We start from the raw sequence: 25,736 nt of genomic DNA, 5'->3' as shown, positions 1-25,736 counted from the left end.
GAACGGTTGCACTCCGTTCAGGCTGTCTCTTTTGCTTTTGAATCCTAAGTTGCATGACCTTCTGAAACTGGTTGCCATTCCTCCCGACGAGGTCACTCTTAAACCATCACTCTTAAAATAACACTCATTATGCGGGGGAATTCACTGCCGAATTTAGTCCTACACGACAACGATATGTGGAATTCAGTTTTGCACGCTGTTTCAGATGTCTCTTTCCCTTGTAGAAAAACAGGGCAATGCAGCTTCTTAGTGGCATTATACAGCCTTTTTTCTCCTTCGTAAAGTGAAATGAGTTGACCTTATTCTTGCATTCTCCATGCTTTGACCCATTCTTGAACTTACCTTTTCATTTAACGTTTACAAAAACGGCAAAGCGGACCTGCCGCGTTCGTCACACCACAGCTAACGTCAGACTCCGTCAGTAAGTCCAACAAGAGGCCTGCGCATCATCAACCACCGATCATCACCCGCAGCCCCTTGGCGGCTCCACTGGCTACATATGGCGCCAACTCGCTTGGGGCCAGCATATTTACAGTAGCCAGGCTATATGCATATACTCTGCCAAGCTGTTCATACTTATTCCTGCCCAGTGCATGATAAGGCAGCAGATGCACTTCCTTAATCCGATATCGGACAGCCAGGTCAAATATCCCCTCCAGCACGGCCGCCTCATAATTAACGCCTGGAATTACCGGTGCTCTAATGATAATTTTTTGCGGGTTCTTTTTGGCAAGATAAGCCAGATTGTTAAGAATGACACCCAGCTCGGCTCCGGTGGTCGCTTTTAATATTTCATCGTTTACGTGTTTTATATCAAAAAGAAACAGGTCGATATAGGGCTCAGCCTTCATCAGCTTTGTCAAGCCAGTCTGGCCTGTTGTTTCTACCGCCACATGCAGCCGCCCGGCCTTAAGTACCTTGAGCAGAGCCAAAAAGCCGTCATACCGGGTAAAGGGTTCCCCGCCGGAAAGGGTAACCCCGCCCTGTGAATCTTCATAGTAAGCCCGGTCCTTCTCCACTGTCGCGAGCACCGCCGCAATTTCCATGTTCACACCGGGAAACCGTATCGCTTGCTGCGGGCAAAGCTCGCCGCACAACCGGCAGTCACCGCAAAGGCTTCTGTCAAACACCAGACGATTGTGCTCATTTAAATGAATTGCCTGCTGCGGACATTGCTTTATACAGGTGTGGCATCTGACGCATTTTCTTTCATTATACATAAGCTGCCCGTTACTGCCTTGCGATTCCGGATTGGCACACCAGGGGCAAAACAGCGGACATCCTTGCAGAAAAACCACCGTTCTGATCCCCGGCCCGTCATGGAGAGCAAAACGTTCGATCTCCAGGACGCTTACCATCGGTTTCGTTTTCTCTTCCGGCTTATGCATACAGATGGCGGCTCAGCAATTCCTGCTGCACATCAGGCTCCAAATTAACAAAAACCGCACTGAAACCGCTGACTCTTACAATCAAATGCGGATGCCGCTCCGGGTGAATAACCGCGTCTTCCAGTATTCCTTTGTCGACGACTGTAACCATCAACTGACAGCCCCCTTTACGGAAATAGGTTTTGAATAACGCTTTGATTTTTTCCCGATTCTGATTGAACAAAATAGGGGAAAATTTAATATTTTGCACTGCTCCCCCGTGATATTTCGCCTTAAACTTAGTCAGTGAGTTTAACAGTGCCGTGGGACCGGACCGATCAGCGCCGCCCTGCGGATTGTTGGCCGGATTCATAAACATGCCGCTCAGTCTGCCGTCTAAAGAAGCGGCGGTTTTTCTCCCCCATTCCGTGTTGAGCTGATTGTTGCTGATAACGATCAGGTAATAGGCCATGCCACCCTGTATGCCCCGGTCCCTGATTCCCTGGGCAACATACTCGTAAAATTCATTGGCCAGAGAATCCACAGCCTCCAGGTCGTTGCCGTATTTTTCACAGCGGAGCAAATCCAGCCTGATTCCCTCAAACCCCACAAAATTAGCCAGTGCGGCTGTCTGCAATTGCTTCAAGGTATATTTCTGCTTATCAAACACCAATTGCTTTATAGCATATAACGCGTCCGATGTATTGATATTGCCATAGGTCTCATTGGTCCCGCCCAAATAACGGATTCCACCGTCCAAAAGCGCTTTGCCCCGGGCAATACACTCATCCATTAACAGGCTGGTAAACAAAAATGCCGCTTGCTCGTTCATAATTTTATAGGAATGCAGTTGGGCCTTCACCGACAGATCAAAATAATAATCCAGCAGCTCCAGAAACTTGCCATATAGCTCCGCAAAACTCCGGAAGGTTTCCACCGGTCTGATTTGAACCGGTCCCGACTTTCTTATATTATCCATCGGATCAACACCCTCATTTAACACGATCGTTAATAATTTCAACAGGTTGATGCAGGTATTGGGTGTGCCGGTACTTTGCCCCTGTATGACAAACTCCCCGCAGCCAAAGGGAACATATTGTTCCGCCGTCTGCGCATCGACGTTCATGGCGTACATAACGGCAGGAATATTGACCTGATCATTGTACAGCGTCGGATAGGTCACGCCCTGGCCCAGCAAATCCAGCGCCTGATCAAAGATGTCCTCCGGCGTGTCCTCCGACAGGCGCAGCGTAAATTGAGGCTCCACATACCGGCATTCGCCGGTCACCTGCAGAGCAAGCCTGGCAAATACATCGGCTTCCTTCGGGTGCTGCCGGCCCTTGCCACCCACAATAATCCGGCCATTAACCGTAGTTCGCCTGTTTTCAATCAGCGTCCACAATGTCTTTACATGCTGTTTGGCTTCTTCTTCCGTGATTCTATGATTAGTTAAATCACGGACAAGAAAAGGACCGAAGTAATCGTCAAGTCTGCCATAATTGATAACCCCAGCCAACAGCGCATACAGCCAAAATAGCTGCAGGGCCTGGTGAAAGGTTTCCGGTTTATCCTGCTTGATTTTTTCCAGGCTGTCAAAAATAACCTGCAATTCTTTTTTTCTATTTTTATTGGCCTTTTCCATATGCCGCAGCACCATGGTTTGCAAATAACCGGCACAATCTACGAATAAATCTAACACCTGCAGAGCGGCCTGATAAAAAAGATTATTCCGGTCATTTGTCTGATGAGTCTGAAGCAGCCGCCTTAGCCCGCCAATCCCTAAATCCAGCAGTTTGGGATAGTCCAGCATCATGCCGCTAAGTCTCGCCGTAGCAATCAACGGAAAATCAACATCCACAAACCGGCCGATCGTGGCTTCCGTTAAAACATCCCTGCAGTATAAAGCCTTGGTATCATGCTCCATCCAATACCGGTACAACGCATCGACCCGTGCTTTTATCCTTTCGTCCTGAAACTGATTCTTAAATTCCCGCAGCTTGTTAAACACACAGTAATGACCCACGCCGCCTACCGAGGTGACACAGCCAAAGCCTATGGGCAAAAAATCCAGCCGCCCAATCAGGGTGTCGGTTTCCTCTAGCTCCCGGAAAAGCGCCGGATAGATGGTTCTCAGGCAAGCAACCTCTCTCATTTCCTTTGCTAAGCCCAACGAGTCCTTATGTGCCTTTGTGTACCGCTCCATAATTGCCAATTGCTCCAAGGGAGATTTTGCCGATGGGATTTTCTTGCTGACCTCTACATTTTGAATCCCATCTATTTGGGACATAACCATTTTTTCACCTCCTTTTATCTAAGCTGTCAATTACAGTACTACCCTACGGCGGGCAGCCATCGCTTAATGCTTGCTGCGTTCGGCATCACGCCAGTTTGTCTGATATCCGTTCAACAAATCCACAAACCTTTTGGCAATCAGATGCGGCCTGGTAATCGCACTTCCCACCACAACGGCATGGGCCCCCAAATACATGCACTTCATCGCGTCTTCCGGCGTATAGATATGGCCTTCCATCACCATATATGCATCCTCTTTAAAGGCCCGGCACATCCGGGCAAACTCCCGTATATCCGGTTGTTCAATATGTTTGGTTTCCGCCGTATAGCCGTATAAGGTGGGTGCTACCAGGTCCGCCCCCAGTTGAATCGCCCGCTTGGCTTCCTCATAAGTGGCCACATCAGCAAAAATAATCGCTTCGGGGTTCAGTACAGGCAGCAGCTCATAGGCCGGTCTGCCCTCCTCCGTAAGCTGACTAGTGCAATCAAGGGCAATGATTTCGGCCCCCGCTTCCCACACCTGTCGGCAGGCGTCCAGGGTAGGAGTAATAAATACATCGGTATGCTCATACCAGATTTTATATAGTCCAATGACCGGCAAATCCACCTTGGACTTAATGGCTTTAATCTGTTCCGGCGAATTGGCCCGAATGCCGCTGGCACCGGCCCACCGGGCTGCTTCCGCCATTTTGACAACCATATCATCCGTATGAATCGGATCATCCTTTTGCGTTTGACAAGACACAATTAAACCTGCCAGCGACTCGATGAGCTGTCTTTTCCTAGCGTCCTGGGGTTTCATATAGGTTCTACGCCTCCTCTAACTTGGGTTGGAAACGGATTCACCGCTCCCCCCTTATCCCTCTGTCTTCATTATAACTCTGTCGCCAGCTATGTCAATTCAATTTATATCAAATTATTTCAAATTAAATCTTTTTATGTCATTTATTGTTTTTCTAACATTCCTTGATAATGCTATGTTCATTTCTGCATACCAGCAGGGTTAGCGCTATAAATAAAACAAAGGCACAAAAACATTCGAATAAATGAAATAGCTATCGAATGTTTCTGTACCTTACGTATCAGACTAGACCATTATATGGTTTATAGCTTTCGCTGCCTCGGCCGGATCTTTGGCTCCGGTCATACCACTATCAATGATTATGCTATCGGGCAAAAGTGAAATATACGAAGCCGGCGTTTTACTGTTAATGCCACCCGCAACGCGGCTTTTGACGTACGAACTTTATGATCTTCAAATCATCCAGCGGCCTGTTGATCAACACTGACAATCCACTTGCAACCGCAATCTCCTTATACTTCATATACAGGCTGTCTCTTGTTCATATTCTCGTAGCATTAACTCATACGCTAAGTTTAAATTCTCATGAAGCCCGAACAAGCCTGATGATCCGACAATAAAGCATTCTGCCCCCGCTTGTCTAAGTATTTTATATGTTTTTTTATTACATCCGCCATCTACGGCGATTTCATAAGAATATTGTTTATCTGCTTTCAAACTGCTAGCCAAACGGACCTTATCTATCGATTCGACAATAAATTTTTGTCCTGCAAAACCCGGATCTACACTCATGATTGTCAAGATATCCACTAAATGTAAATACGATGATATGGCATGCAGATCTGTTTCCGGATTCAAGACGACACCAAATTTTATATCTGCCTGTTTGATCCGTTCAATCAGCCTGAATGCCTGTCCACTAATCGTTTCGGCATGCAACGATATAAAATCAGCACCAATTTCGATCAACTGATCTACGTACATCTCTGGATTGCTGGCCATTAAATGACAATCCAAAGGAATATTGGTGATTAATTTTAATCTTTTTACAAAGTCCAATGATAAAGATAAATTTTTTACAAAATGACCATCCATAATATCGATATGGTAATAATCTGCGTATTGATCTAATATCCCAATCTGGTTTTGAACATTCATCAAATCCATACACATCAAAGACGGTGCAAACTTAACTTTCATCTTCTCCCCCCTTGTGCCGCTTCTTTCTATTGCCTCCGGTTTGCCTCTGAGAAATATATTGCTTTGCAAACAGTAACTTCTTTAGCGTAAATCTGGTCAAACAAATTCTTTAATTCTGCCAAAGAGACTTTATGCGTAATTAAATCGGTTACCGCCAGAACTCCATCATCCATCTGTTTTACTGTGTAGGCCCATTCGTTAAACGGCAGTTCTGCATAGTATGAGTTCCACATACCGATGAGGTGTAATTCCTTACGTAAAATCATACTCTGATTTTGTAAGGCAATGGTAGTATCCTGATGCGGGTTGCCCATCATAACAACACGGCCAAACGTACGGCATAACTGTATGGCCGTATTTAAACCGGATGAAGTTCCTGTTCCTTCAATCACCACATCAATTCTGCCTGCCTCTTCCACTATGTTGTTAACACACTTTTCGTCTTTTATATCTCTGACATCCAAATTACACTGTTTAGCAAAATCAATCTTCACATCATCAATTTCCAATAATATCACTTGGGATGCACCAAAAATTTTTGCCCAGCGCGCTGCTATAATTCCTATTGGCCCGGCACCGATAATAACAAGGTTTTCTCCCGCCGACAGTCCTCCTTTGCGAATGGCGTGCTGTGCAACCGTGGCAGGTTCCACTAAGGCTAACGCTTCTACGGATACATCCGGATTATTCGATAATACAAGATGCCATTTACTAGGAATCAGACAGTATTCAGCAAAGCCTCCGTCATTTCTCGATCCTAGATATTGATAATGATTGCATTGTGCATAATTACCGGTCTGGCAATTCTCGCAATTCCTGCACGGTATAATCGGGAAAATGGCTGCCTTCTTACCAATGAGCGAATTATTTTCCGCTCTCCCCACTTCGCATACCACACCGGCAAACTCATGTCCCAGTGTTACCGGATACACTTTTGTGCCCAATTCGTAAACTCGCGGTATATCGGAGCCACATATCCCGCAAGCTTCTACCTTAAGCAAAATTTCATCATTTCGGGGGACAGGCCTCGGCACCTCGTCCAGCGTAAATTGATTGACTTTATGCAAACGCATTGCTTTCATGGCTTACATTCCTCCTGTACCCGCCGGCATTATCATTTTAATAACCCTGTCATTGCGACAGCATTGTTAGCCGGTATAATTTGCACCTTTACATCAATTTTTTTATCCAAAAGCTCTTTAAAAATGGCCCGTTCCTCATCGGAAGCCGCAATATTCTTATACAGTGTTTTTCTGCCCTGCATCATTCCCATACCGCCTACATTAATCTCTTTAATATCGATGTCCGAATCAATGAGAGCCTTATACGTTGCAGGTGTTTTCGCCAATAATATCGTTGTGGTATCCAATCCTTTTTTCAAGGTTTCAATAGCATCCGTACATGATAGAACATGCACTTTTACACCGGATGGCGCAGCAAGCTGGATGACATCGATCATAAAAGAGTCCTTTGCTATTTTATCGTCTATTACAATAATTTGTTTAGCCGGCCTTACCTTCATCCAGGCCGTCATAACCTGCCCATGTATTAGCCGGTCATCGATTCTGGCCAACATCAAATGCTCCATGTTGATACCCCTCTCATTTTTTTTGCCGCAGTAGCTTTATACCTTCTTTGGCCGCCTCATGCGCTAAATCAACCAACTCCGATATATCAGAACCCTCCTCACGGCCTAGTGTCAATTGCACAATCATGGGCACATTCATACCGGTTATCATTTGAAGGTTGTACTCTCTGCTAAGCAAGCCAACCGTATTATAGGGCGTTCCTCCCAACACATCCGCCAATACGATAACGCCTTCTCCCGTATCCAACTTATCCAGCGCATGTCTCACCCGGTTTTCAAAATCCAGCGGCGATTCACCCTTTTTCAAGGATACAGCTCCCGCCTGCTTGGCTTCTCCTGTCATCATGGCTGTTGAGTGAAGCATATACTCGCATAGTTCACCATGACTAACCAACAATAATCCTATCATCGTCCATCACTCCATATTCAGTATCGTAACTTCCCACCCAACCACCCGAATGCATCTTCTTAATTCATCACTTGACTGCCGGGATCGATAAAACCCCCAGCAGCGAGCAAACTACACCTACAATAAACAGGACAGCAATGATGTACGTAGGACTTTTTCTATTATCCAAAAGTTTCCATACCCCTAATACAGCCAATAATGGAAGCATCGACGGAAGCAGAGAGTCCAATACCTTTTGCAGGTTGATCCCGACTTCTCCCACTTTAAATGCAATGGGGGTAACGATGTTAACACGTGTTGCCGCCATGGACCCGATAACCATCAAACCAACAATACTGAATATTTCAGTAACCTTATTCAAAGTTCCAGCCCGTAAAAGACCTAAAACGGCTGTTTTTCCTTTTTTGTATCCTGTCATATACATCATATAGCCGCATGTCAGCATGATGATTTTATAGCCTACTTCAAACAAAATCGGTCCGCCCAGGTTTCCCGCTAACGCCAAAGAGCAAGCAATGCCTGCAAGAATTGGATACACGATACCCTGCGATACCGTATCGCCGATACCCGCCAAAGGCCCCATCAAGCCTGTACGTAAAGAATTAATATCTTCTGCCGTCACTTCCACGCCATTGGCCGCTTGTTCTTCCATGGAAGCTGCAATCCCAGGAATGACCGTTCCCACAAAGGAGGGTTCGGTATTAAAAAATATCATATACTTTTTTAAGGCCTGTGCCCGCTCTTCTTTGGTTTTATAGAGACGTTTAATAATTGGAATGATTGCCTGTGTGCACCCCAGCGCCTGCAACCGTTCATAGTTATAACAAGTCTCCTGTGAATAACCACCCAGCCAGTGTTTTATAAGATCTTTTTTCTGCAGCTTTACCTTTTCCTGACCTGTTGTCTGTTCCATATTGTTATGCCTCCTCACTGTTAGCATTTGACGTAAAGAAATATACCAATATACCGGCAATTGCTGCAAAGATAGTAATTGCCATCGTATCCAAATGTAGATATACCGTTAAGAAATAACCGGCAAAGAAGAATGCAATAATCTTTTTTTTGCCTATATACGTAAGCAGCATAGCAATACCAAGTGCCGGCATTAAGGCACCAACTGTGGAAAATGCATCGATCAGATATTGCGGAATGGCAGCCAAAGCCTTAGTCGCATATTCACCGCCATAATAAACTAAAAGAAATGCCGGGATGCCATTAAAAATAAAGCTCAAAATACCGGAAGGAATCCAATTCATCATACGGATTCCGGTCAAATCTCCCTCTTCCACATATTTATCCGCCTTATGCACCCAAATACTGTTTAGTGTCATATATCCCTGCCAAGTTAAAATTCCCAACAGGCTGAAAGGAACGGCAAAGGTGGGCGCTAGAATCGGGTCTGCTCCCGACAGCAACGTTAATGCTGTTCCAAAAACACCGGCAACCATCAAATTTCCCGGCATGGTTCCGCCGGCTGTAATCCATCCTAAGTAGGTAAGTTGGATATATGCGGCTGCCTTCATCCCAACTACCGGCTCGCCCATCGCCAAAGCCACCAAAAAACCTGACCATAACGGATACAACCACGTTCTGGTTATAACATGACTTACCCACCACGTACTCATCGTAGCTATGACAGCTACCAAAATTGCCGATAACATAAAAAATTCCCTCTCTCTCGTTTAATTTACCTGCAAGCTGCAAAGCGACCCTTTACGAATTATCCATCCTCCTTTCTTTAGTTTCATGACGGCGCCCCTGGAATAGCTCACTATAGCTATGGCAATAAAAAAACGCCATGTTTCTCCAACTGCCAAAACCTTCAGTTTTCACTGGTTCGGCATTATTAATATTTTTGAATAAAACTCTTTTCTCCGATTCATCAACTCAATTGCCTCCATTGTCCTCTCTAAGGAAAAACAGTGCGATATCAACGGAGAAATCTGAATCTGGCCTTTGTCAATAGCCACAGCGCTTTGCCCCCAGGCATGATGCGGGAAATTGACCGCTTCAAAGCTCCAGGTTCCCTTAAGGGTCAACTGAGACCGTAAAATTTTTTCAAAAACCTGCGGCGCCACACTCAGATTTTTCGTTGGCCGTCCTACAAGTCCCAGCGTTCCTGACTGACGTAAAAGATGAATTGCCTGAGCGAATGCCGTCTCAGACCCGGCTGCTTCAAAAGCAAACTCAACACCATCTGTTTTTTCTCCAATAACTCTTTCAACGTCTTCTTGTCCCGAACAAATGGCATCATACAAACCTAGCGCTTTAGCCAGCGCGACCTTTTTTTCATCGATATCAATGGCAAATACATGAGGCGCGCCAAAAGCCTTTGCCCATTGTGCAATAAACATTCCAATCGCACCCAATCCAAAAACTGCTACATTTTCACCAAACCGCAATTGGCAGTTTTGCACTACATGCAGCGCTACCGTTACAGGCTCTAAAAACGCCGTTGCTTTATCGTCCATATGGTCAGGCAGTACAATTAGATTCTTAACAGGAACCTTTGCATATTGGGCAAATCCACCATGACTGCGAGACCCAAGGAAATCATATTGGCTGCATTGAGCATACTTTCCAACTTCGCACATTTCACATTTATAACAGGGAATTAAAGGATTGACCGCTACTTTCCTCCCGACTAAGTATTGCTGCTCTTCACTCCCTGCCTGGCAGACAATTCCACCGAACTCATGGCCGGGAATCGTTGGAAAATGATAGGTCCCGGTTGTTACTATACGCGGAATGTCTGACCCGCAAACACCGCAGGCTAATACTTTTACCAGCACTTCATCTTTCCCCGGAACCGGTATCGGAACATTTTCTATCTTTAAACAACCTGGCGCATATAATACAGCAGCCTTCATCATATCGTCCATTAAGCTCCTTCTCTCTTTACTCCAAATTCGCATGATATTGCCACAATTCATCCAAATTAGTTATCTGCTGCTTTTTTGCGATCATCATCGCTACCGCATCCAATAATAATAATAAACTTTGCTCAAATAAGCTGCTCATAAGTTGCTTTGATGGAATTTCATCGGGCTTGTTTAATTTTGTTTTACAGGGAATACGTACAAACAAATCTTCGTACTCAGTCATTGAACTATCCGGGCTTGCGCCTACATGAACAATGTTAGCCTTGTACCGTTTAGCGACTTTCATTACGGCAAGAGGTACCACGCTTTCGCCTGAGCCGGATGCAACAAGTAAGACATCCTGGCTTGTAATCGCCGGCTCATCAACCGCGCCAACAAAATTGGCCTTGATCCCCAAATGATTTAGGCGTTTAACAAATGCCTGGACCATCAGCAGCACTCTGCCGACTCCGGTTGCAAAAACCATTCTTGCCTGACAAATTGCTTCGACCATAGTCCCTACCTCGTTCTCCTGCACGGCTCCTAACGCCTCCTGCAGTTCACTTAAAATGATCTGTGTCTCCTCTGCATAACTAATTTTTTCCACTTCCCTTCTCTTCGACCAATCACATATATGTATAGAGCAAAAAGTATGCCAAAATCCGTTTCAACCACTCATAATTCCTATAAGCAAGCCAACAGCAACGGCACTGGACAGGCAAAAACTTATAGCAAAAAGCTCTATTTTTTAATATGGATGAAACTACATACATAATAAAAAGACTGGTTATCATCAACCAGTCTTAATGTGTTTCCATTATGCTTCTATGTGTTTTACAACCGTTTCAAATATACTAAAGATAAAAACATATTCGTCATCAGGAATACAGACACCAAAAAACTCTTCTATGAATTTAAATTTGTCTTTGATCAGCAACATCATCTTTTCATTTTCTTCCATGATTATACAGGTTTTATCGTATTCTAAGGATGCATTACGCAAAATCCTTTCGATCATACAGGCACAATGGAAAATAAATTTTATCCGCAAGCTTTCGTCTACAGTACATTCAATAGTAACCGCTATTTCATGTAATACCTGATCGAACATCTGATATATCTTCTCTGCATCTAAAAAGCTCAAAGTTTCATTGAGCACTCTCAATATATTATCTTGAAAAAAATCTCTTGTTTGGTTATGCCCGGCTTCCAGGATAACCTGTATATCCCGTTTGTTATATTCTTCCGATTTGATATTTTTGATATCACTTATCAGGTCTTCTATATCTATATCGGGTAAAAACAAAGACTTGCGTGTTGCTTCTATAACAATGGCAGTGCTAACCATATCAAGGGTGCCGGTTTTTATACCTGTATCCTCTGTTATCATTTGAGAAAACGATAATAATGATCCCATATCGACTAATAACAAAACCCCTTTGCCACGATTCACTTCCTTAACTTTTTCTTTGACTTTCTCATATATTTCTCTAATATTTGCGGTTAAAGGCATATCAATGGCATGGGCATGCTCCGTATCTAACAATTGATTGGCTACTCGTGCCATTCCAGTCGCAATATTATCGCCATGAGCTATGACAATGACACCAATATTCTTTCTGATACCTACTTCGCGGAATGCATAAAGAAACATAGTTAAATAAGCAATTTCAGCGTCGGGGATTTGGATATAAAACTCATTTTCAAGCTCATTACGCAACTTTATTGCAACCTCATATTCGTCCTTATGGTTCATATGAGCATTATTCTGACTGTCGATATAATTTACCAGTCCACTGTGTATTCTATGCAGCAATGCATTTATATGCAGCGCCAGAGCATACAATATTTTCTTATTATAATCTGTACCGAACAAATTCGACTCATTCAATACCCTTTCGATTGTATTGACTATTTTTACATCGACTATTTTAGCTATGACATCCTTGGTATAATAAAAATTTCTGGTTTTTATTTTGGAAAATACACTATGAAAGTAGCTGTCTATTTGATCATTTAACTCCTGTACTATTTTGCTCTCCGGTAAATTGCTATGAACCCTCTTTTCCCAGCTTTTTTCTATGATTTTATAAAAATTATCACTTACACTATTGTCTTGACATACTACAAAGGTCTCATTTTTTTGATTTACCTGTGAACAATCAAAAATAATATCAGTTATCAAAGTATTATTGAAACTTTGTGTCATATTTTTCCTATACTCACTAATTTTAAAAATACCGTCCTTCATGTGACTGGATAGTTGAGACAACTTTACAATAATCATTTCCTGCTTAAACCTTATATATTCAAGGAAAGCCTTTGCACAGATAAGTTGTATATTGCTTTTCAACTGCCCTATATTGGCATTGCATTCATAAAGCATAAGTATCCGTATCACTTCGTGATTAACCTTAATCGGAGTGCCGATTCGCTCAGCCTCTTTAGAAAAAAATTCATAAATAAAATCCTGTCGTTCCTGTAGGGTGAACTCACTTAAATCGGGCATTTTTATTATCACCGGTATCCTGCGGAGAAAAGTACTTAATACGGCCGTATTGGGGTCCTCCGTTGTTGCCGCGATAATCCTGACATTAACCGTATGATAAAGATCGGTCTCGCCCAATTTGCGGTAGATTCCTTTATCCATAATCAGAAACAGCATTTCCTGCCCTTCCGGCGGCAGCCTATGAATTTCATCTAAAAAGAGGATTCCCTGATTCGCCCGGCTTACCAGGCCTTCCTTATTCTTATCCGCTCCGGTAAAAGCTCCTTTCACATGTCCGAAAAGATGGGATAAGAGCAATTGTGCATTATCCGTATAATCGGCGCAGTTAAAAATGACGAAAGGTGTATCCTCTTTAAATATCTTGGTTTCTATTCCGTATTTATACATGGCTTCCGCAAAAGTAGTCTTGCCTACGCCTGTGGAACCGGTAATTAGTGTATGCAGTCCGTTAGGGGGATATAAAATAGCGGCCTTGGCCTGTTCAACTTGCGTTTTCAACGAACCGTCGGCACCAATATAGCTGCTAAATACGCTATTATTCTGTTCCTGGATAGCTTCCTTAGCCGGCTTATTCTTGTTTTGCTGCTGCAGAACATAATCTTTAAAAGCCCCAGTGTCCTCAAACGTATTATCGGCAAAAACCATGCCCAGCTTTTCTTCCATAATCCCCTTATGCAAATAATACACGGGCTTGCCTTTTATCTTTAATAACTTGTTTTCTTTAAATAACTCATTCAATTCCTTGCTGGTATTGGCTCTGCTGATATGTAAACACTGTCCGATGGTTGTGGCATCATAACCAATCCGGCGTTGCTGCCCCACAGACTGTTCATCAATTTGGCAAGTTAATGTCTCCAGTTGTAAATATACTTTCTCTTCTCTTTTTAATACAACCTGATGATCCATATATTCTTCACCAACCTATATACAAATAGTAAGCTCATCCGCTGGAACACAAACAACTGGAAATTTTTTGCCACACAAAACCGCAGACACCAAAGTCTCAAAAAATTAAAATTATTTTGATAAATGTCTAAAGTAATCTTACTAGAAATGATAAAACCAAGCAATCATTTTTTCCTATATTAGCTTCTAAAGAGAAGGAGGGCTCCTAGCGTACCAGGCAATATTGTCCTTGACAAATCCTTTATTTTATACTAAAATATAAAATGTCTTAAGGGGTTATAGCTCAGTTGGTTAGAGCGCTTCGTTGACATCGAAGAGGTCAGGGATTCGAGTTCCTTTAACCCCACCATATTAAAATATAAAAGCCACAAAGCTTATTGCTTTTGTGGCTTTTTTTGCTTCGTCTTTTTACCTCAATATAGCATTCGATACCCTATTGGCTTTTAATCAACCATTCAATTTAACCCGCATGACCGGCAAAATATTCACGCTTTACCGAATGCTTAGTCCATCTATGATATCACCGCTATTTTAGTAACAGATAGGCGCCCACAGCCAGCAAAAACAGGCCGGCCAGGTCATTCCATTCCCAGGCCATAGGCTCCAGGCCAAAGCCGCCGAAATGATCAATAATAATGGCCGTCAGCACCTGTCCGACGATAATGGCCGTCGTTGCGTTAGCCATGCCGACTTTGGGTATGCTGGCAGCCACCAGATAGATAATGAACACACTGATCACGCCACCCAGGTATACATACCAGGGTGCTTCCGGCATGGCCGCCAGACTGCCTTTGCCCATTTTAAAGACAAACAGGAGTAGCAGTAAAATGACCGTACCAATGAAATGCACGACAAAAGTGGTTTCAATAAGACCGATGACCTTGCTCAGCACCGCGTTCAGCGAACCTTGAATGGCCATAAATATGCCCGATAAAAGCGCCAGCAGCAAAGCCAGCATATTATTCGATAAATCCACGCGGCATACACTCCTTTTAAAAGACCGGTCAGCCCTAAACTCTAACGGACGGCCATTACTGCCGACTGCCTTGAGGGAACGCTGATTTATTCACGCGGTATTCCGGCGAAACTTTTGCCGTCTGGCGGCATCGTAGATCTTGAAGAACTTAACTATTCTCTAAGTTAAGCTTGATTACCAGCCGAAAACAGCTCCCGCCCCACTGGCAAGCTCATTAAATCAGCATTTCTCCAGGCTTGCTAAAAGCTTAAGCCAGTCAATAGCTAAAAAAAGCGCCCTGCAACTACCGTTTAGGGCGCTTTTCTAGTATGCTTCATTGCAGCGATTTTATCCATTTCAATATGGCCGCTGTCGTTTCCCGGTAAAAAGCGTGCAACTGATGGTCACCGCCCGGTACGGCAATCAACTCCTTTCTGCCGCCGAGCTGTTGGTATAAGGTTTCCGCCTGAACAAAAGGAACTGTCTCATCCTGCGTCCCATGAAGAACAAGAACAGGAATGTCTTTAAGCAAACGGGCAGCCTGCAGCAAATCATAGCCGGCAAAATCCCGGACAAAGTCAGCCGTCAGTGAGTTCCGGCCATAGGAATCGGTAACCTGTACCGTCTTCCCCGCCAAAAGCCGTTGGTAGTTCTCCTGTAAAGCCAGCCGGAAAGTTTCTTCCAGATTTGATGGTGTCGCCCACAGGCACAGCCCGCTGATTCCTTCCGGCTGTGTTGCGGCATAGGATAACGCCGCACTGCCGCCCATACTGCGTCCCAGGAGCACCAGCCTGCTGCCGATCTCGTGCCGAACAAACGCCGCCACTGCCGCCAGTTCATCAATTTGCTGCGTCAATGGGCCAAGAGGAGTAAAATCGAAACGTACCACCGACAAACCCAGTTTCACAACTTCCTCCGCCAAGGCAACCGCCCGGCCGCCGCCCTCTTTGGAACCGAGGAAACCATGACAAATAATTAGTACCTGATCGGCAGTACCTTCGTGTACTACAACAGGTAATTGCGCATTGGCCTGAATAAGCGCAATGGACTTCATACATGTCCCCTTCTTTCCGGCTTGTTTAATAAAATTAATAAAAAAAAGAAACAGGCACCAGCCTGTCAATCAATAATGTATACAGTTACCTGCTGCCTGCCAAACCGCAGGGCATCGGCATGACTGTCAAACGCTAAATCGATTACGTTACCACGAATTGCTCCACCTGTGTCATCGGCGATAGCATATCCATATCCTGGTATGTATAAACGGGTTCCTAAGGGAATCACATTGGGATCCACTGCAACTAGGCCCTTGCGCAATTGAGTACCACGAGCTGTATAACTGGAATTACCGGGATCAAACGCACTATAGCCGGAGGCCCGCATGCTGATTGAACGGCTGTAGCGGCTGGTATCCGAACCGGTGCCGCCACGATTCAGATAAGCAAAGGTTTCGCTGCCGGCAACTCCGTCCACAGCCAAGCCGTTGCTGATCTGGAACTCCGTAACCGCCCGGAGCGTGCCGTTGCCAAACACTCCGTCAATAGGCCCCTGATAAAACCCGGCATCAGTCAACAGTTTCTGCAATACCTGTACGTCATCACCGCGCATGCCCACTTTGAGCGCCGTGTCTCCCGGCGCGGCAAACACAACGGCATGTACGGCAAGCAGTATACAGACGAACACTGCTGTAAGGAAAAATCTCCTCAATCGTACCACCTCTCTTTACTCGCCCCAAGCTAACTGCCATGAAAAATACCAGGGCAATATCCCTTGCGGCTTCTGCCTCCGAGGTTAGCTGTCGGGTTAGGGTAAAAGAGAAGGAATAGAGAACCCCTCCGGATAACCGGATTCACCCCTGTATATCTAGTGGTCCCCCCGTACCTATAAGGATTCGGCATTATATATTATAATAATCCAAGCTTTCCCGCCTGTCAATGTCCGTGCTTTGGTCTAGATCGCCGTATAAAACAGTTAGGGCTTATTCGGCAGGCTGTACATGGTGTTCTTCGGTATAGCTGCGGTATTTGTCAAAAATAATCCGGAGCGTCGTAATTAACGACTTTTTAGCGCCGCCCTGATAAATCCGGTCAATCAAATGTACCAGTTCATCCACTCCGTCCTTCAGGCTGTAGCCGACCAACGAGTCCGCAATATGCCTTCTGGCCAGTTTAGTAGCCAATGTACAGTCGGCCTCCACAATTTCACCTGTCGCAACCTTCACCAGGACGACAATTCCCACAACCTTATATATCTCATTGGCGGTTATGCCAATTGGCAATTTGGCATAACCGGAAAATAAAACCAGATCATCACACAATATTTTACTCAGGATAAACACCACCAAATGTCTTATTCTATGCTTAACCGTTTGATCGCTATATTGACATCCTTGACCAATAGACCGGTCATAAACTCAACCATACTCTTTATCCGGTACTGGGCATCATAGACCACTTCCCGGAGCACACTCCCGTACCGGACGGTAACATCCAGCGAGATGGATATGCCTGTCTCCCGGTCATGGGAATTTTTTATATGAATTTGCCCGGTTTTACTAATTGAGGTATTATTGGTTGCTACAAAATCGACAATCGAAGCGATGGCCGCATCGGAAATCAAGAGCTTACCATAATAGCTAAAAGTAGGACGGATAATCGACTTTTCTCCCAGCTTATTTCGCCGTTTGGCCTGGGGCTTCTTAAAGAATATTTCCAAAGGGTCAATCATGTAGCCGGAAAAATGAGGTTTCAATTCAATGGTCGGTACCGGTATGATATGTTTCCCCTCTTTCAGGCGGCTTTCCCTCGCTTTGGCGATCTCGGCTTTCGTAGCAATGTCCTCAATTAAAATAGTCTTGCTGATCGCCGGCAATTGCAAGGCATCGACGATTTTCTGCACCATGTTTTCCGAAGTACCCAGGACCAAAATACGGGACGGCCGTACTTCGGCAATGGCAGCCCGCACCTTTTCGGCGTGCTCGGCCTCCATAAAGATGGCCCGCCGTACGGCTTTAATCTTGCTCGGCTCTTTCTTTGCCGAATAGCCGGCGATAATTTTACTGTCTTTTATCAAAATACCATCATCAATGATGGCATCCGCGGCATGCTCATGTGCCACGATGAGCGCACGATGACTCTTACCGGTTCCACTCGGTCCCACTAACGCAATTACATCCACTGACTGCCCTCCAAGCCTGCTCTTAAAAATTCTCTATACATAAAAAATAAACACCTTCCAAGGTGTTGTCAAGTGGGCCTATGGAAATTGTTCTGCACTTGCCGTTCTAACTCGGTTATGCGCGTAGTGTAATGCATAAGTTTACGCGCATACCGGGTGTTATTCCGTAGCAGTTTCTCATTTTGCAGTGCCAGCTTTGACAATTGTTCACTTTTTTCTCGTTCCAGCAAGTCAAGCAAGTTCATTAGCACCCGCCGGCTTAGCCGGAGTGCCTCGACCTTATCCTCCAACTCGCTGATGCGAGCCTTCAAGTCTGTAATGAGGCTGACTTCTGTATCCATTAGCATCCTCCTGAAATCTTAGTGGTCCACCAATCCTGAAAGTGCAAATTAAATTACAGGGATTTTTCCGCAAAGAGAAGACGGCGAAGGCGCACCTAACGGTAATAGGTAAGTCGACGACAGCAACAGTCTTGCAGAAAAAATCCGTGAAGTTATTGCAATTTCAGCGTAGGTGGGCTACTACCCCCTCGGGGAGCAAAGATTTTCAGCCAACGACGCCGGTACAGCAACAATACCCAGCGTCTCAGGAAAACGACCGGGAATCCCGTGAAAGTCCGACCCGCCGGTAATAAGCAACCGGTGGCGCCGGGCCAAGGCGAGGTATTGTTCTGTCTGTTCGTCGTCATGTCTGGGATGGTACACTTCTAGCCCATCAATACCAGCCTGGATGACTGCCAGGACAACCTGGTCATCGCCAACCAGCCCCGGATGAGCCAATACAGCCACACCACCGGCCTTTTTGATCAAAGCAATCACACGGGCCGGAGAAAGCTTGTCATGGGGGACGTAGGCCGGTCCTCCCGTGGCTAAAAGTTTCTCAAACACGTCACCGACGCTAGGGAAGTAGCCCTTGGCCACCAGTGTCCTTGATATCTGGGCCCGGCCGATGGAGGTCGCCGTTCCGGCAATGTCCAGCACCTCCTGATAGGTAATATCAAACCCAAGGGCTACCAGCTTTTCAATAATACGCCGGGTACGCGTCCGGCGGCTTTGAGTCAACAGCGTCAGTTGCTCTCTTAACTCAGGTTGGTGAATATCAATATGATAGCCTAAGATATGAACTTCATGGCCGGGCAGATCGGTGCTGAATTCAATGCCAGAAATCAGCGTCAATGCGTCGTCCGGTGCTAAGCTTTCCTGCTGTTCCAGCAATAAAAGTCCGTCTACCGTGTCATGATCGGTAATGGCAATATAGCGTAAGCCGGCTTCCCGTGCCTGCCGTAAAATTTCAATGGGAGTATAGCGGCCATCGGAAGCGGTAGTATGAATATGTAAGTCAGCCTTCATCAAGCCTCAGCCAGGCTATAAGCCAACTCTACCAGCGTACGCACTCCCACACCCGTACCGCCTTTAGTCTGGTCTCCCTTAGCCTTTGTCGTATCCGAAGTACCGGCAATATCCATATGAACCCAGGGAATAGCTTCCACAAAATGACCGATAAACAGTCCTGCCGTGATCATACCGGCCATTCTGCCGCCGGAATTTTTCAAGTCGGCAATATCGCTCTTGATTTGTTCCTCATATTCCTCAAAATGGGGCATTTCCCACACTTTTTCTCCGGCAGCAGCCGCGGCTGCTTTGACCTGATTGCACCATTCAGGCTGATTGGTAATAAGCCCGGAGGCAACATTGCCCAACGCTACGACACAGGCGCCGGTCAGCGTAGCCAGATCAATGATTTTCTCAGTCTTCTGTTTTACCGCATAGGCAACGGCATCGGCCAGAATCAACCGGCCTTCGGCGTCGGTATTGACGACCTCAATGGTTTTGCCGCCAAGAGAGGAAATCACATCTCCGGGCTTTACGGCCGAGCCGGACGGCATATTTTCCGTACAGGGCACCAAAGCAAGAATATTAACCGGCAGACCCAGCCGGCCAATAGCGTACATGGCAGCCAATACGGCGGCGCCGCCGGCCATATCGCCCTTCATGTCCCCCATATTTTCGCTCGGTTTCAACGAAATACCACCACTGTCGAAGGTGATTCCCTTTCCGACAAAAGAAACATAGCTGCTGCTTTTTTTATTGCCCGTATATTTTAGTATGATAAACGCCGGCGGCTGTACACTGCCCTGAGCCACCGCCAGTAAAGCATGCATGCCCTGTTTCTCCATGGCGCCTTTATCCAGTACAGTAAGCTCCATCCGGCCTTCCTTCGCGATCTGAGACGCATGCCAGGCCATTTTGCTGGGAGTCATGACCTGACCGGGATGATTGACCAAATCCCGGGCCAGGCTTATGCTTTCCGCAATGATTTGTGCCTTTTCCATGGCAAGGCTAAGCTTGGCAATATCCGTCTGGCCCCCGGCCAGCAGGCCTAATTCCGTGACACAGACTTCTTCCTTAGCCTTTTTCTCCGTCTTGTAATAGTCAAAGCTGTATAAGCCGAGCAAGCTGCCTTCTACCATCGCCTGTACCGCGCCAGGCAGGGTCTCTTCTCTCCGGTACAAGGTAGTCAGTACCCGCCGGGCATTGGCCTTTTGGGCCGCCCGGATAGCCGTTCCCGCCGCCTGGCGGATTTTCCCGGCCGTCAGTTTCTCTTTATTGCCCAGACCAATGAAAATAATATGTTTAGCTGCTATTTTCCCGCAGGTATAGAATGAATGGATCTCACCAAATTCACTGCATTTCGGCTGGCGGCTGAGCAGTTCAGTGACATAGCCTGCCAGGGCCTTATCAATTTCCTCCAGATACGAGCCACTTACCTTCATATCCTGGTACAGCCCGACAACCAGGCTATCACAAGCCGCTTGCCCCAGCTGCTCTTTTATTTCCACGTAGATATGCATCGTCTCACTCCCATAGCGTCAGTTCGACCGGTGTGCTTCCACAATGGCCTGTTGCGTTGCCACAAGGTGAAGAAAATCACCGTCAGGTTTCTTTCCCCAACACCCGGCTATATAGAATAGTATGCCATATTTTGCAAAGATAAAACAGTAAAACCTGTTCAACAGAACAGGTTTTACTCATATTAACTATTAGCGCGGCTCTACGATCAATTTCATGGCGGTACGTTCTTCTCCGTCAATCAGGATATCGGTAAAGGCAGGGATGCAGATGAGATCAACACCATGAGGAGCTACAAAACCTCTTGCAATTGCTACTGCTTTAACTGCTTGATTGAGAGCGCCCGCACCGATGGCCTGAATCTCTGCACCACCACGTTCTCTAAGCACTCCAGCCAAGGCGCCTGCTACGGAATTAGGATTGGATTTTGCTGATACCTTCAAGACTTCCATGTTTAAGTACCCTCCTTTAATTAAAACGCAAAGTTAAAGTCCTATTTTATGTGGTATTCGTTACCTGACCAAATAATTCCTTTTTTATTTGGAAATATTTTATAAATTTAACAAAGCGAAAAAACGGAAGCATTTAGAAAAATACACCCGTTTTCTGATTCCTGTCAAAGCGGGCCGCTACTTGTTAAACACCAGTACACGTCCATCCTCGCGGATACCGATTAAGCTTTGGACAATTTCTTTTTGCTTCATGCTCTGCAGCATGTTGTCAATCAGCTCTTCCTGAATTAAGAGGTCTTCCTCCAGCATGGCTTCATTATGATCGGTAATCAGCCGGTCCTTTAGCCTTTCTCTAAGCAGTGTGATCATCAAGGCAATCTCACCCTTAGACAGCGTATGCACATCGCGAAGAATGGTCACCATAGCCACCTGATCATACTTGTTCAGTTGAATCTCCGCTGTCGTCACACTAACGCCTTCCAGCATATGATAGGCCAGCATACTGTTCAGCAGCACCTGTTCCAAGGCGGAAAATTCCTGCGGCGAGGGAATGGATGACAGCAAAAAAGTCATCTTCAAGGAATCCTGCCGCGGATCAAAATTTATCGTTCCAATCTCGGGATAACGCACCAGAATCGAAATAAGTAAGTTCACACCGTCGGAAATTTGTTCATCATCTTGCCGATATTTTGGCATTGTAAGGTCACCGTCCACTCCATCATATAAAATAAAAGCTATGAGAACATGACAGCTACCAGTTGATAGCCATTTAGAGAAAGAAGCAAGCCAGCTCACTGTAATTCATCATGCAATGTAATAAATTATTCTCTAAGTAATGAGTAAATCCTTCTTTTCCATAGTTTCAATTACTGGAAAGAGGACTCAGAGCGTCAAATTTTCTGAAGCCATAATTTCTTTACAGATCTTATTTCGCAGGCCTCGTTACCATCGATTTGCATATGTTTTCTATGCGGCCTCCTTCGTCTTTCCCTTTCCAATTTGCACTTCAAAGCAGATAGACCACTGGAAAAATTAAAAACGACCCCTGCAAGAGGTCGTTTGAGTTTACTTATTTAGCGTAATCAACCGCCCGTGTTTCACGGATGACGGTAACTTTAATCTGACCGGGATACTCTAGTTCGCTTTCAATCTTCTTCACTATGTCCCGTGCCATACGAACAGAAGTCAAATCATCAATTCTATCCGGTTTAACCATAATGCGTATTTCGCGACCGGCTTGAATGGCGAAAGATTTCTCAACACCTTCAAAACTTTCCGCAATTTCTTCCAGTCTCGTTAACCGTTTCAAATAACTTTCCAGACTTTCCCTCCGCGCCCCAGGACGGGCAGCAGATACAGCATCAGCAGCAGCTACCAATACTGCTTGAACCGTCTTCGGTTCCTCATCCCCGTGATGAGCGGCAATTGCGTTGATCACTTCAGCCGATTCCCGGTACTTTTTAGCCAAGTCAGCCCCGATCGTGACATGGGGGCCTTCTACTTCGTGGTCCACAGCTTTACCAAGGTCATGCAATAAGCCGGACCGTTTCGCCAGCATAACGTCGACACCCAGTTCGGCGGCCATAACCCCGGCCAGATGGGCCACTTCAATAGAATGCTTAAGTACATTCTGTCCGTAGCTGGTACGATACTTCAAACGTCCTAACAAGCGGATGATTTCCGGATGCAGTCCATGTACGCCCGTTTCAAAAGTAGCCTGCTCACCGGCTTCTTTGATTTTTTGTTCCACTTCTTTTTGGGCTTTTTCCACCATTTCTTCAATCCGGGCAGGATGAATTCTGCCATCGGTAATCAGTTTTTCCAGAGCAATCCGGGCAACCTCCCGGCGAACGGGATCAAAACCTGACAAGATAACGGCTTCCGGTGTATCGTCAATAATAAGGTCGATACCGGTCAGTGTTTCCAAAGTACGGATATTGCGCCCTTCACGGCCAATAATCCGGCCTTTCATTTCATCGTTAGGCAATGCTACAACCGATACAGTGGTTTCCGCCACATGGTCGGCAGCACACCGCTGTATTGCCAAGGAAATAATCTCGCGGGCCTTCTTGTCCGCTTCCTCTTTTGCCTGTTGCTCCAGTTCCTTAATCATCATCGCTGTTTCGTGTTTGATTTCTTCCTGTGCGTTAGCCAGCAGTAAGGTGCGGGCTTCTTCGGAAGACAAACCGGACAGTCTTTCCAACTCAGCCAGTTGCTTCGCGTATAAATCATTAATTTTTTCTTGACTTTTATCTAACTCAGCCTCTTTACGACTAAGAATTTCTTCTTTTTTCTCGAGAGAGTCTATTTTCCGGTCAAGATTCTCTTCTTTTTGTAATAATCTTCTTTCCAGCCGTTGCAGTTCCGTACGACGTTCCCTGGTTTCACGTTCCAGTTCACTGCGGTGTCTGTGAATTTCTTCCTTGGCTTCGACTAACGCTTCTTTCTTTTTCGCTTCGCCGGTCCGTTCTGCGTCTTCCAGTATCTTTTTAGCAGCTTCTTCGGCTGAGACAATTTTGGCTTCGGCGATCTTTTTGCGTATGACATAGCCAATTCCGGCACCCACAAATCCTGCAATGACGGCTATCAGAATGACTTCAAAAATGTCGATGGTTTTCCACCTCCTTGTGTGTATTTTTGATAAGGGTAAAGCCGAGCAATGTTTACTCGGCTTTTAAAAGTTTCTTCACCTATTTGCTTCCCCTATAGCAAAAGGACTCTTAAAAGTTCGGCCAAATCTACGGTAGCTGAAAGATCAAGCAACTTAATTGTAAAGCTTTTTGAATTTAGTGTCAAGTTAGCCAAACTTTAAAATATATGCAATTACGTTCAACTTATTCAAATTGTGAAAAAACCCTGCCAATCGTCGAATCGGCAAAGCCTCGCGCCGACAAAAAACGAGCTGTTTTTTGCTTTTGCTCCCCTGTGGGCGGACTGTCAAACCTGGCTGCAACCAGCCGCAAGGCCCGCTCATATTCTTCCTCGAAATCATAGTCGCCGGTAATCTCACTGATCATCGCCTCGGTAAGCCCCTTTTGGGCCAACTTGAACCGGATGGCCCGGATTCCGTACCGCCCGGTCCGGTTGAGCTGCTCGTACAGATTCCGGGCAAAGGCAGCGTCATTGAGATAGCCCCGCGCACTGACCCGTTCCACAGCAGCCTCAATATCCTCCGGCTCATAGCGGCCAAGATTCAGACGGCGTATCAGCTCCTGCCGGCTGTAATCCCGGCGGGACAGCAGGTACACCGCCTGCTGCAGCGCATTCCGTTTACTCGGCACCGCTTATTTCCTCCACCTCATCCGGCACCGTTACCTTGACCGCCGACAGCCCAAGCCGCTCCCGGATCTTGGTTTCAATTTCAGCGGCTATGGCCGGATTCTCTTTCATAAACTCTTTGACGTTTTCCCTGCCCTGTCCCAGACGGTTATCCCCATAGGAGTACCAGGCACCGCTCTTATTGATGATATCCATCTCACTGCCAAGATCAACGATGCCGCCTTCACGCGAAATCCCCTCGCCATACATAATATCGAATTCCGCCTGTTTGAAAGGAGGCGCGATTTTATTCTTAACGACTTTTACCTTGGTACGGGTGCCGACGATGTCATTGCCCTGCTTGAGCGGTTCGCCTTTTCTTACTTCCAGACGTACCGAAGAGTAGAATTTCAGCGCCCGACCGCCGGTGGTCGTTTCCGGATTGCCAAACATGACGCCGACCTTTTCTCTGATCTGGTTGATAAAAATAGCCGTAGTCCGCGATTTGCTGATGATCCCGGTCAGTTTCCGCAGGGCCTGTGACATAAGACGCGCCTGCAGGCCGACATGGGAGTCGCCCATATCACCGTCGATTTCCGCTTTAGGCACCAAAGCAGCTACCGAATCCACTACCACAACGTCAATCGCATTGCTTCTCACCAGCGCCTCGGCAATTTCCAGCGCCTGTTCGCCGTTATCAGGCTGAGAGATAAGCAGATTGTCTATATCAACGCCCAGTTTCTTGGCGTATACCGGATCCAGGGCATGCTCGGCATCAATAAATGCAGCAAAACCGCCAGCCTTCTGGGCCTGAGCAATCACGTGCAGTGCCACCGTTGTCTTGCCGGAAGACTCCTGGCCGTATATTTCGATGACTCTGCCCCGGGGAACGCCGCCAGCCCCCAAAGCCGCATCCAGTGCAATCGAACCGGTGGGGATGACTTCCACATTCATTTTGGCCGCCGCCTCACCCAGCTTCATAATCGCCCCTTTGCCAAAATCCTTTTCTACCTGTTTAAGTACACTCTCGATCGCCTTCAATTTATCCATGCGGCACATCCTCTCTCCTACTAATACTTTTATTCTACAAACATCTGTTCGATTTGTCAAG

At 45.9% G+C, this 25,736-nt stretch carries 25 protein-coding genes, 1 tRNA gene and 1 riboswitch; of the genes, 1 reads left to right on the top strand and 25 read right to left on the bottom strand.

From position 1 onward, the window contains the following. Positions 1-449: 449 nt before the first annotated feature. The 12 genes from F3H20_RS04550 to F3H20_RS04495 form a co-directional block, all read right to left on the bottom strand. Entirely contained in the window at positions 450-1,388 is a 939-nt protein-coding gene (locus tag F3H20_RS04550; protein WP_262501597.1) for a glycyl-radical enzyme activating protein, read from the bottom strand. Further along, on the bottom strand, positions 1,381-3,660 hold the full coding sequence (locus tag F3H20_RS04545) for a pyruvate formate lyase family protein (RefSeq protein ID WP_149733758.1): 2,280 nt from the start codon (positions 3,658-3,660) through the stop codon (positions 1,381-1,383). Before F3H20_RS04545 ends, F3H20_RS04550 begins: the two co-directional genes overlap by 8 nt. A 63-nt stretch (positions 3,661-3,723) precedes the next feature. Beyond that, the gene (locus F3H20_RS04540) at positions 3,724-4,461 is read right to left on the bottom strand and encodes an N-acetylmannosamine-6-phosphate 2-epimerase (RefSeq protein ID WP_149733757.1); all 738 of its coding nucleotides are present in this window, start codon (positions 4,459-4,461) and stop codon (positions 3,724-3,726) included. 519 nt (positions 4,462-4,980) lie between these two features. Then, positions 4,981-5,661, bottom strand: a complete 681-nt coding sequence (gene alsE, locus F3H20_RS04535; protein ID WP_149733756.1) for a D-allulose 6-phosphate 3-epimerase — start codon at positions 5,659-5,661, stop codon at positions 4,981-4,983. A gap of 26 nt (positions 5,662-5,687) precedes the next feature. After that, positions 5,688-6,743, bottom strand: coding sequence for an alcohol dehydrogenase catalytic domain-containing protein (locus F3H20_RS04530; RefSeq protein WP_149733755.1), 1,056 nt, complete (start codon positions 6,741-6,743; stop codon positions 5,688-5,690). 32 nt (positions 6,744-6,775) lie between these two features. After that, on the bottom strand, positions 6,776-7,249 hold the full coding sequence (locus F3H20_RS04525; RefSeq protein WP_149733754.1) for a PTS sugar transporter subunit IIB: 474 nt from the start codon (positions 7,247-7,249) through the stop codon (positions 6,776-6,778). 13 nt (positions 7,250-7,262) lie between these two features. Continuing rightward, entirely contained in the window at positions 7,263-7,658 is a 396-nt protein-coding gene (locus F3H20_RS04520; protein ID WP_149733753.1) for a PTS sugar transporter subunit IIA, read from the bottom strand. A 67-nt stretch (positions 7,659-7,725) separates the two neighbouring features. Beyond that, positions 7,726-8,571, bottom strand: coding sequence for a PTS system mannose/fructose/sorbose family transporter subunit IID (locus F3H20_RS04515; protein ID WP_149733752.1), 846 nt, complete (start codon positions 8,569-8,571; stop codon positions 7,726-7,728). Positions 8,572-8,575: 4 nt separating this feature from the next. Next, entirely contained in the window at positions 8,576-9,319 is a 744-nt protein-coding gene (locus tag F3H20_RS04510; protein ID WP_149733751.1) for a PTS mannose/fructose/sorbose/N-acetylgalactosamine transporter subunit IIC, read from the bottom strand. Between the two features lie 168 nt (positions 9,320-9,487). Further along, a complete protein-coding gene (locus F3H20_RS04505) occupies positions 9,488-10,540 on the bottom strand; it encodes a galactitol-1-phosphate 5-dehydrogenase (protein ID WP_149733750.1) in 1,053 nt (350 codons plus the stop codon). Between the two features lie 16 nt (positions 10,541-10,556). Continuing rightward, positions 10,557-11,126: a phosphoheptose isomerase family protein gene (locus tag F3H20_RS04500; RefSeq protein ID WP_223191606.1), complete on the bottom strand. Its 570-nt coding sequence runs from the start codon at positions 11,124-11,126 to the stop codon at positions 10,557-10,559. 210 nt (positions 11,127-11,336) lie between these two features. Continuing rightward, positions 11,337-13,673: a sigma-54-dependent transcriptional regulator gene (locus F3H20_RS04495; RefSeq protein ID WP_188128193.1), complete on the bottom strand. Its 2,337-nt coding sequence runs from the start codon at positions 13,671-13,673 to the stop codon at positions 11,337-11,339. A gap of 533 nt (positions 13,674-14,206) precedes the next feature. On the opposite strand from F3H20_RS04495, the gene F3H20_RS04490 reads away from it, so the two are divergent. Beyond that, positions 14,207-14,283 (top strand) — tRNA-Val (locus F3H20_RS04490). Positions 14,284-14,460: 177 nt separating this feature from the next. Here the strand turns inward: F3H20_RS04490 and F3H20_RS04485 are convergent. From F3H20_RS04485 to recA, 13 genes are all read right to left on the bottom strand, one after another. Then, a complete protein-coding gene (locus F3H20_RS04485; RefSeq protein WP_149733748.1) occupies positions 14,461-14,910 on the bottom strand; it encodes a DMT family transporter in 450 nt (149 codons plus the stop codon). A 313-nt stretch (positions 14,911-15,223) separates the two neighbouring features. Then, complete coding sequence (locus F3H20_RS04480; RefSeq protein ID WP_149733747.1) at positions 15,224-15,943, bottom strand: alpha/beta hydrolase; 720 nt, start codon at positions 15,941-15,943, stop codon at positions 15,224-15,226. Between the two features lie 65 nt (positions 15,944-16,008). Beyond that, entirely contained in the window at positions 16,009-16,605 is a 597-nt protein-coding gene (locus F3H20_RS04475; protein ID WP_394349559.1) for a 3D domain-containing protein, read from the bottom strand. Between the two features lie 48 nt (positions 16,606-16,653). Continuing rightward, positions 16,654-16,796, bottom strand: a riboswitch (cyclic di-AMP (ydaO/yuaA leader). Between the two features lie 71 nt (positions 16,797-16,867). Beyond that, positions 16,868-17,227 carry a DUF3870 domain-containing protein gene (locus tag F3H20_RS04470; protein WP_223191604.1) on the bottom strand — a complete coding sequence of 120 codons (360 nt, stop codon included), beginning with the start codon at positions 17,225-17,227 and terminating at the stop codon, positions 16,868-16,870. A gap of 11 nt (positions 17,228-17,238) precedes the next feature. Further along, positions 17,239-18,066 carry an Asp23/Gls24 family envelope stress response protein gene (locus tag F3H20_RS04465; RefSeq protein WP_149733746.1) on the bottom strand — a complete coding sequence of 276 codons (828 nt, stop codon included), beginning with the start codon at positions 18,064-18,066 and terminating at the stop codon, positions 17,239-17,241. 68 nt (positions 18,067-18,134) lie between these two features. Beyond that, on the bottom strand, positions 18,135-18,407 hold the full coding sequence (locus tag F3H20_RS04460; protein WP_149733745.1) for a translation initiation factor 2: 273 nt from the start codon (positions 18,405-18,407) through the stop codon (positions 18,135-18,137). A gap of 180 nt (positions 18,408-18,587) precedes the next feature. Further along, entirely contained in the window at positions 18,588-19,415 is an 828-nt protein-coding gene (locus tag F3H20_RS04455) for a PHP domain-containing protein (RefSeq protein WP_149733744.1), read from the bottom strand. Next, positions 19,415-20,917 carry a leucyl aminopeptidase gene (locus F3H20_RS04450; protein ID WP_149733743.1) on the bottom strand — a complete coding sequence of 501 codons (1,503 nt, stop codon included), beginning with the start codon at positions 20,915-20,917 and terminating at the stop codon, positions 19,415-19,417. Before F3H20_RS04450 ends, F3H20_RS04455 begins: the two co-directional genes overlap by 1 nt. A gap of 189 nt (positions 20,918-21,106) precedes the next feature. Next, positions 21,107-21,367: a stage V sporulation protein S gene (locus F3H20_RS04445; RefSeq protein ID WP_054260323.1), complete on the bottom strand. Its 261-nt coding sequence runs from the start codon at positions 21,365-21,367 to the stop codon at positions 21,107-21,109. A 177-nt stretch (positions 21,368-21,544) separates the two neighbouring features. Then, entirely contained in the window at positions 21,545-22,063 is a 519-nt protein-coding gene (locus tag F3H20_RS04440; protein WP_149733742.1) for a hypothetical protein, read from the bottom strand. 373 nt (positions 22,064-22,436) lie between these two features. Continuing rightward, the gene (gene rny / locus F3H20_RS04435) at positions 22,437-23,954 is read right to left on the bottom strand and encodes a ribonuclease Y (protein ID WP_149733741.1); all 1,518 of its coding nucleotides are present in this window, start codon (positions 23,952-23,954) and stop codon (positions 22,437-22,439) included. Positions 23,955-24,201: 247 nt separating this feature from the next. Then, positions 24,202-24,648 carry a regulatory protein RecX gene (locus F3H20_RS04430; protein ID WP_149733740.1) on the bottom strand — a complete coding sequence of 149 codons (447 nt, stop codon included), beginning with the start codon at positions 24,646-24,648 and terminating at the stop codon, positions 24,202-24,204. Continuing rightward, positions 24,638-25,675, bottom strand: a complete 1,038-nt coding sequence (recA, locus tag F3H20_RS04425; protein ID WP_223191603.1) for a recombinase RecA — start codon at positions 25,673-25,675, stop codon at positions 24,638-24,640. Before recA ends, F3H20_RS04430 begins: the two co-directional genes overlap by 11 nt. Positions 25,676-25,736 lie beyond the last annotated feature (61 nt).

Origin of the sequence: Propionispora hippei DSM 15287 (assembly GCF_900141835.1) — a bacterium.
In the GTDB taxonomy this organism is placed as follows: Bacteria; Bacillota; Negativicutes; order Propionisporales; family Propionisporaceae; genus Propionispora; species Propionispora hippei.
Note: the sequence above shows the minus strand (reverse complement) of the source record. Positions and strands in the feature narration are given on the sequence as shown.

What these genes read in the sequence shown, in the direction of transcription:
- F3H20_RS04460 (WP_149733745.1), bottom strand. Translation starts at nt 18,407, where the DNA reads ATGGATACAGAAGTCAGCCTCATTACAGACTTGAAGGCTCGCATCAGC.
- F3H20_RS04550 (WP_262501597.1), bottom strand. Translation starts at nt 1,388, where the DNA reads ATGCATAAGCCGGAAGAGAAAACGAAACCGATGGTAAGCGTCCTGGAG.
- F3H20_RS04515 (WP_149733752.1), bottom strand. Translation starts at nt 8,571, where the DNA reads ATGGAACAGACAACAGGTCAGGAAAAGGTAAAGCTGCAGAAAAAAGAT.
- F3H20_RS04530 (WP_149733755.1), bottom strand. Translation starts at nt 6,743, where the DNA reads ATGAAAGCAATGCGTTTGCATAAAGTCAATCAATTTACGCTGGACGAG.
- F3H20_RS04505 (WP_149733750.1), bottom strand. Translation starts at nt 10,540, where the DNA reads ATGGACGATATGATGAAGGCTGCTGTATTATATGCGCCAGGTTGTTTA.
- F3H20_RS04455 (WP_149733744.1), bottom strand. Translation starts at nt 19,415, where the DNA reads ATGAAGGCTGACTTACATATTCATACTACCGCTTCCGATGGCCGCTAT.
- F3H20_RS04545 (WP_149733758.1), bottom strand. Translation starts at nt 3,660, where the DNA reads ATGGTTATGTCCCAAATAGATGGGATTCAAAATGTAGAGGTCAGCAAG.
- F3H20_RS04495 (WP_188128193.1), bottom strand. Translation starts at nt 13,673, where the DNA reads ATGGTTTTTGCCGATAATACGTTTGAGGACACTGGGGCTTTTAAAGAT.
- alsE (WP_149733756.1), bottom strand. Translation starts at nt 5,661, where the DNA reads ATGAAAGTTAAGTTTGCACCGTCTTTGATGTGTATGGATTTGATGAAT.
- F3H20_RS04445 (WP_054260323.1), bottom strand. Translation starts at nt 21,367, where the DNA reads ATGGAAGTCTTGAAGGTATCAGCAAAATCCAATCCTAATTCCGTAGCA.
- F3H20_RS04450 (WP_149733743.1), bottom strand. Translation starts at nt 20,917, where the DNA reads ATGCATATCTACGTGGAAATAAAAGAGCAGCTGGGGCAAGCGGCTTGT.
- F3H20_RS04520 (WP_149733753.1), bottom strand. Translation starts at nt 7,658, where the DNA reads ATGATAGGATTATTGTTGGTTAGTCATGGTGAACTATGCGAGTATATG.
- F3H20_RS04540 (WP_149733757.1), bottom strand. Translation starts at nt 4,461, where the DNA reads ATGAAACCCCAGGACGCTAGGAAAAGACAGCTCATCGAGTCGCTGGCA.
- F3H20_RS04510 (WP_149733751.1), bottom strand. Translation starts at nt 9,319, where the DNA reads ATGTTATCGGCAATTTTGGTAGCTGTCATAGCTACGATGAGTACGTGG.
- F3H20_RS04480 (WP_149733747.1), bottom strand. Translation starts at nt 15,943, where the DNA reads ATGAAGTCCATTGCGCTTATTCAGGCCAATGCGCAATTACCTGTTGTA.
- F3H20_RS04525 (WP_149733754.1), bottom strand. Translation starts at nt 7,249, where the DNA reads ATGGAGCATTTGATGTTGGCCAGAATCGATGACCGGCTAATACATGGG.
- recA (WP_223191603.1), bottom strand. Translation starts at nt 25,675, where the DNA reads ATGGATAAATTGAAGGCGATCGAGAGTGTACTTAAACAGGTAGAAAAG.
- F3H20_RS04440 (WP_149733742.1), bottom strand. Translation starts at nt 22,063, where the DNA reads ATGCCAAAATATCGGCAAGATGATGAACAAATTTCCGACGGTGTGAAC.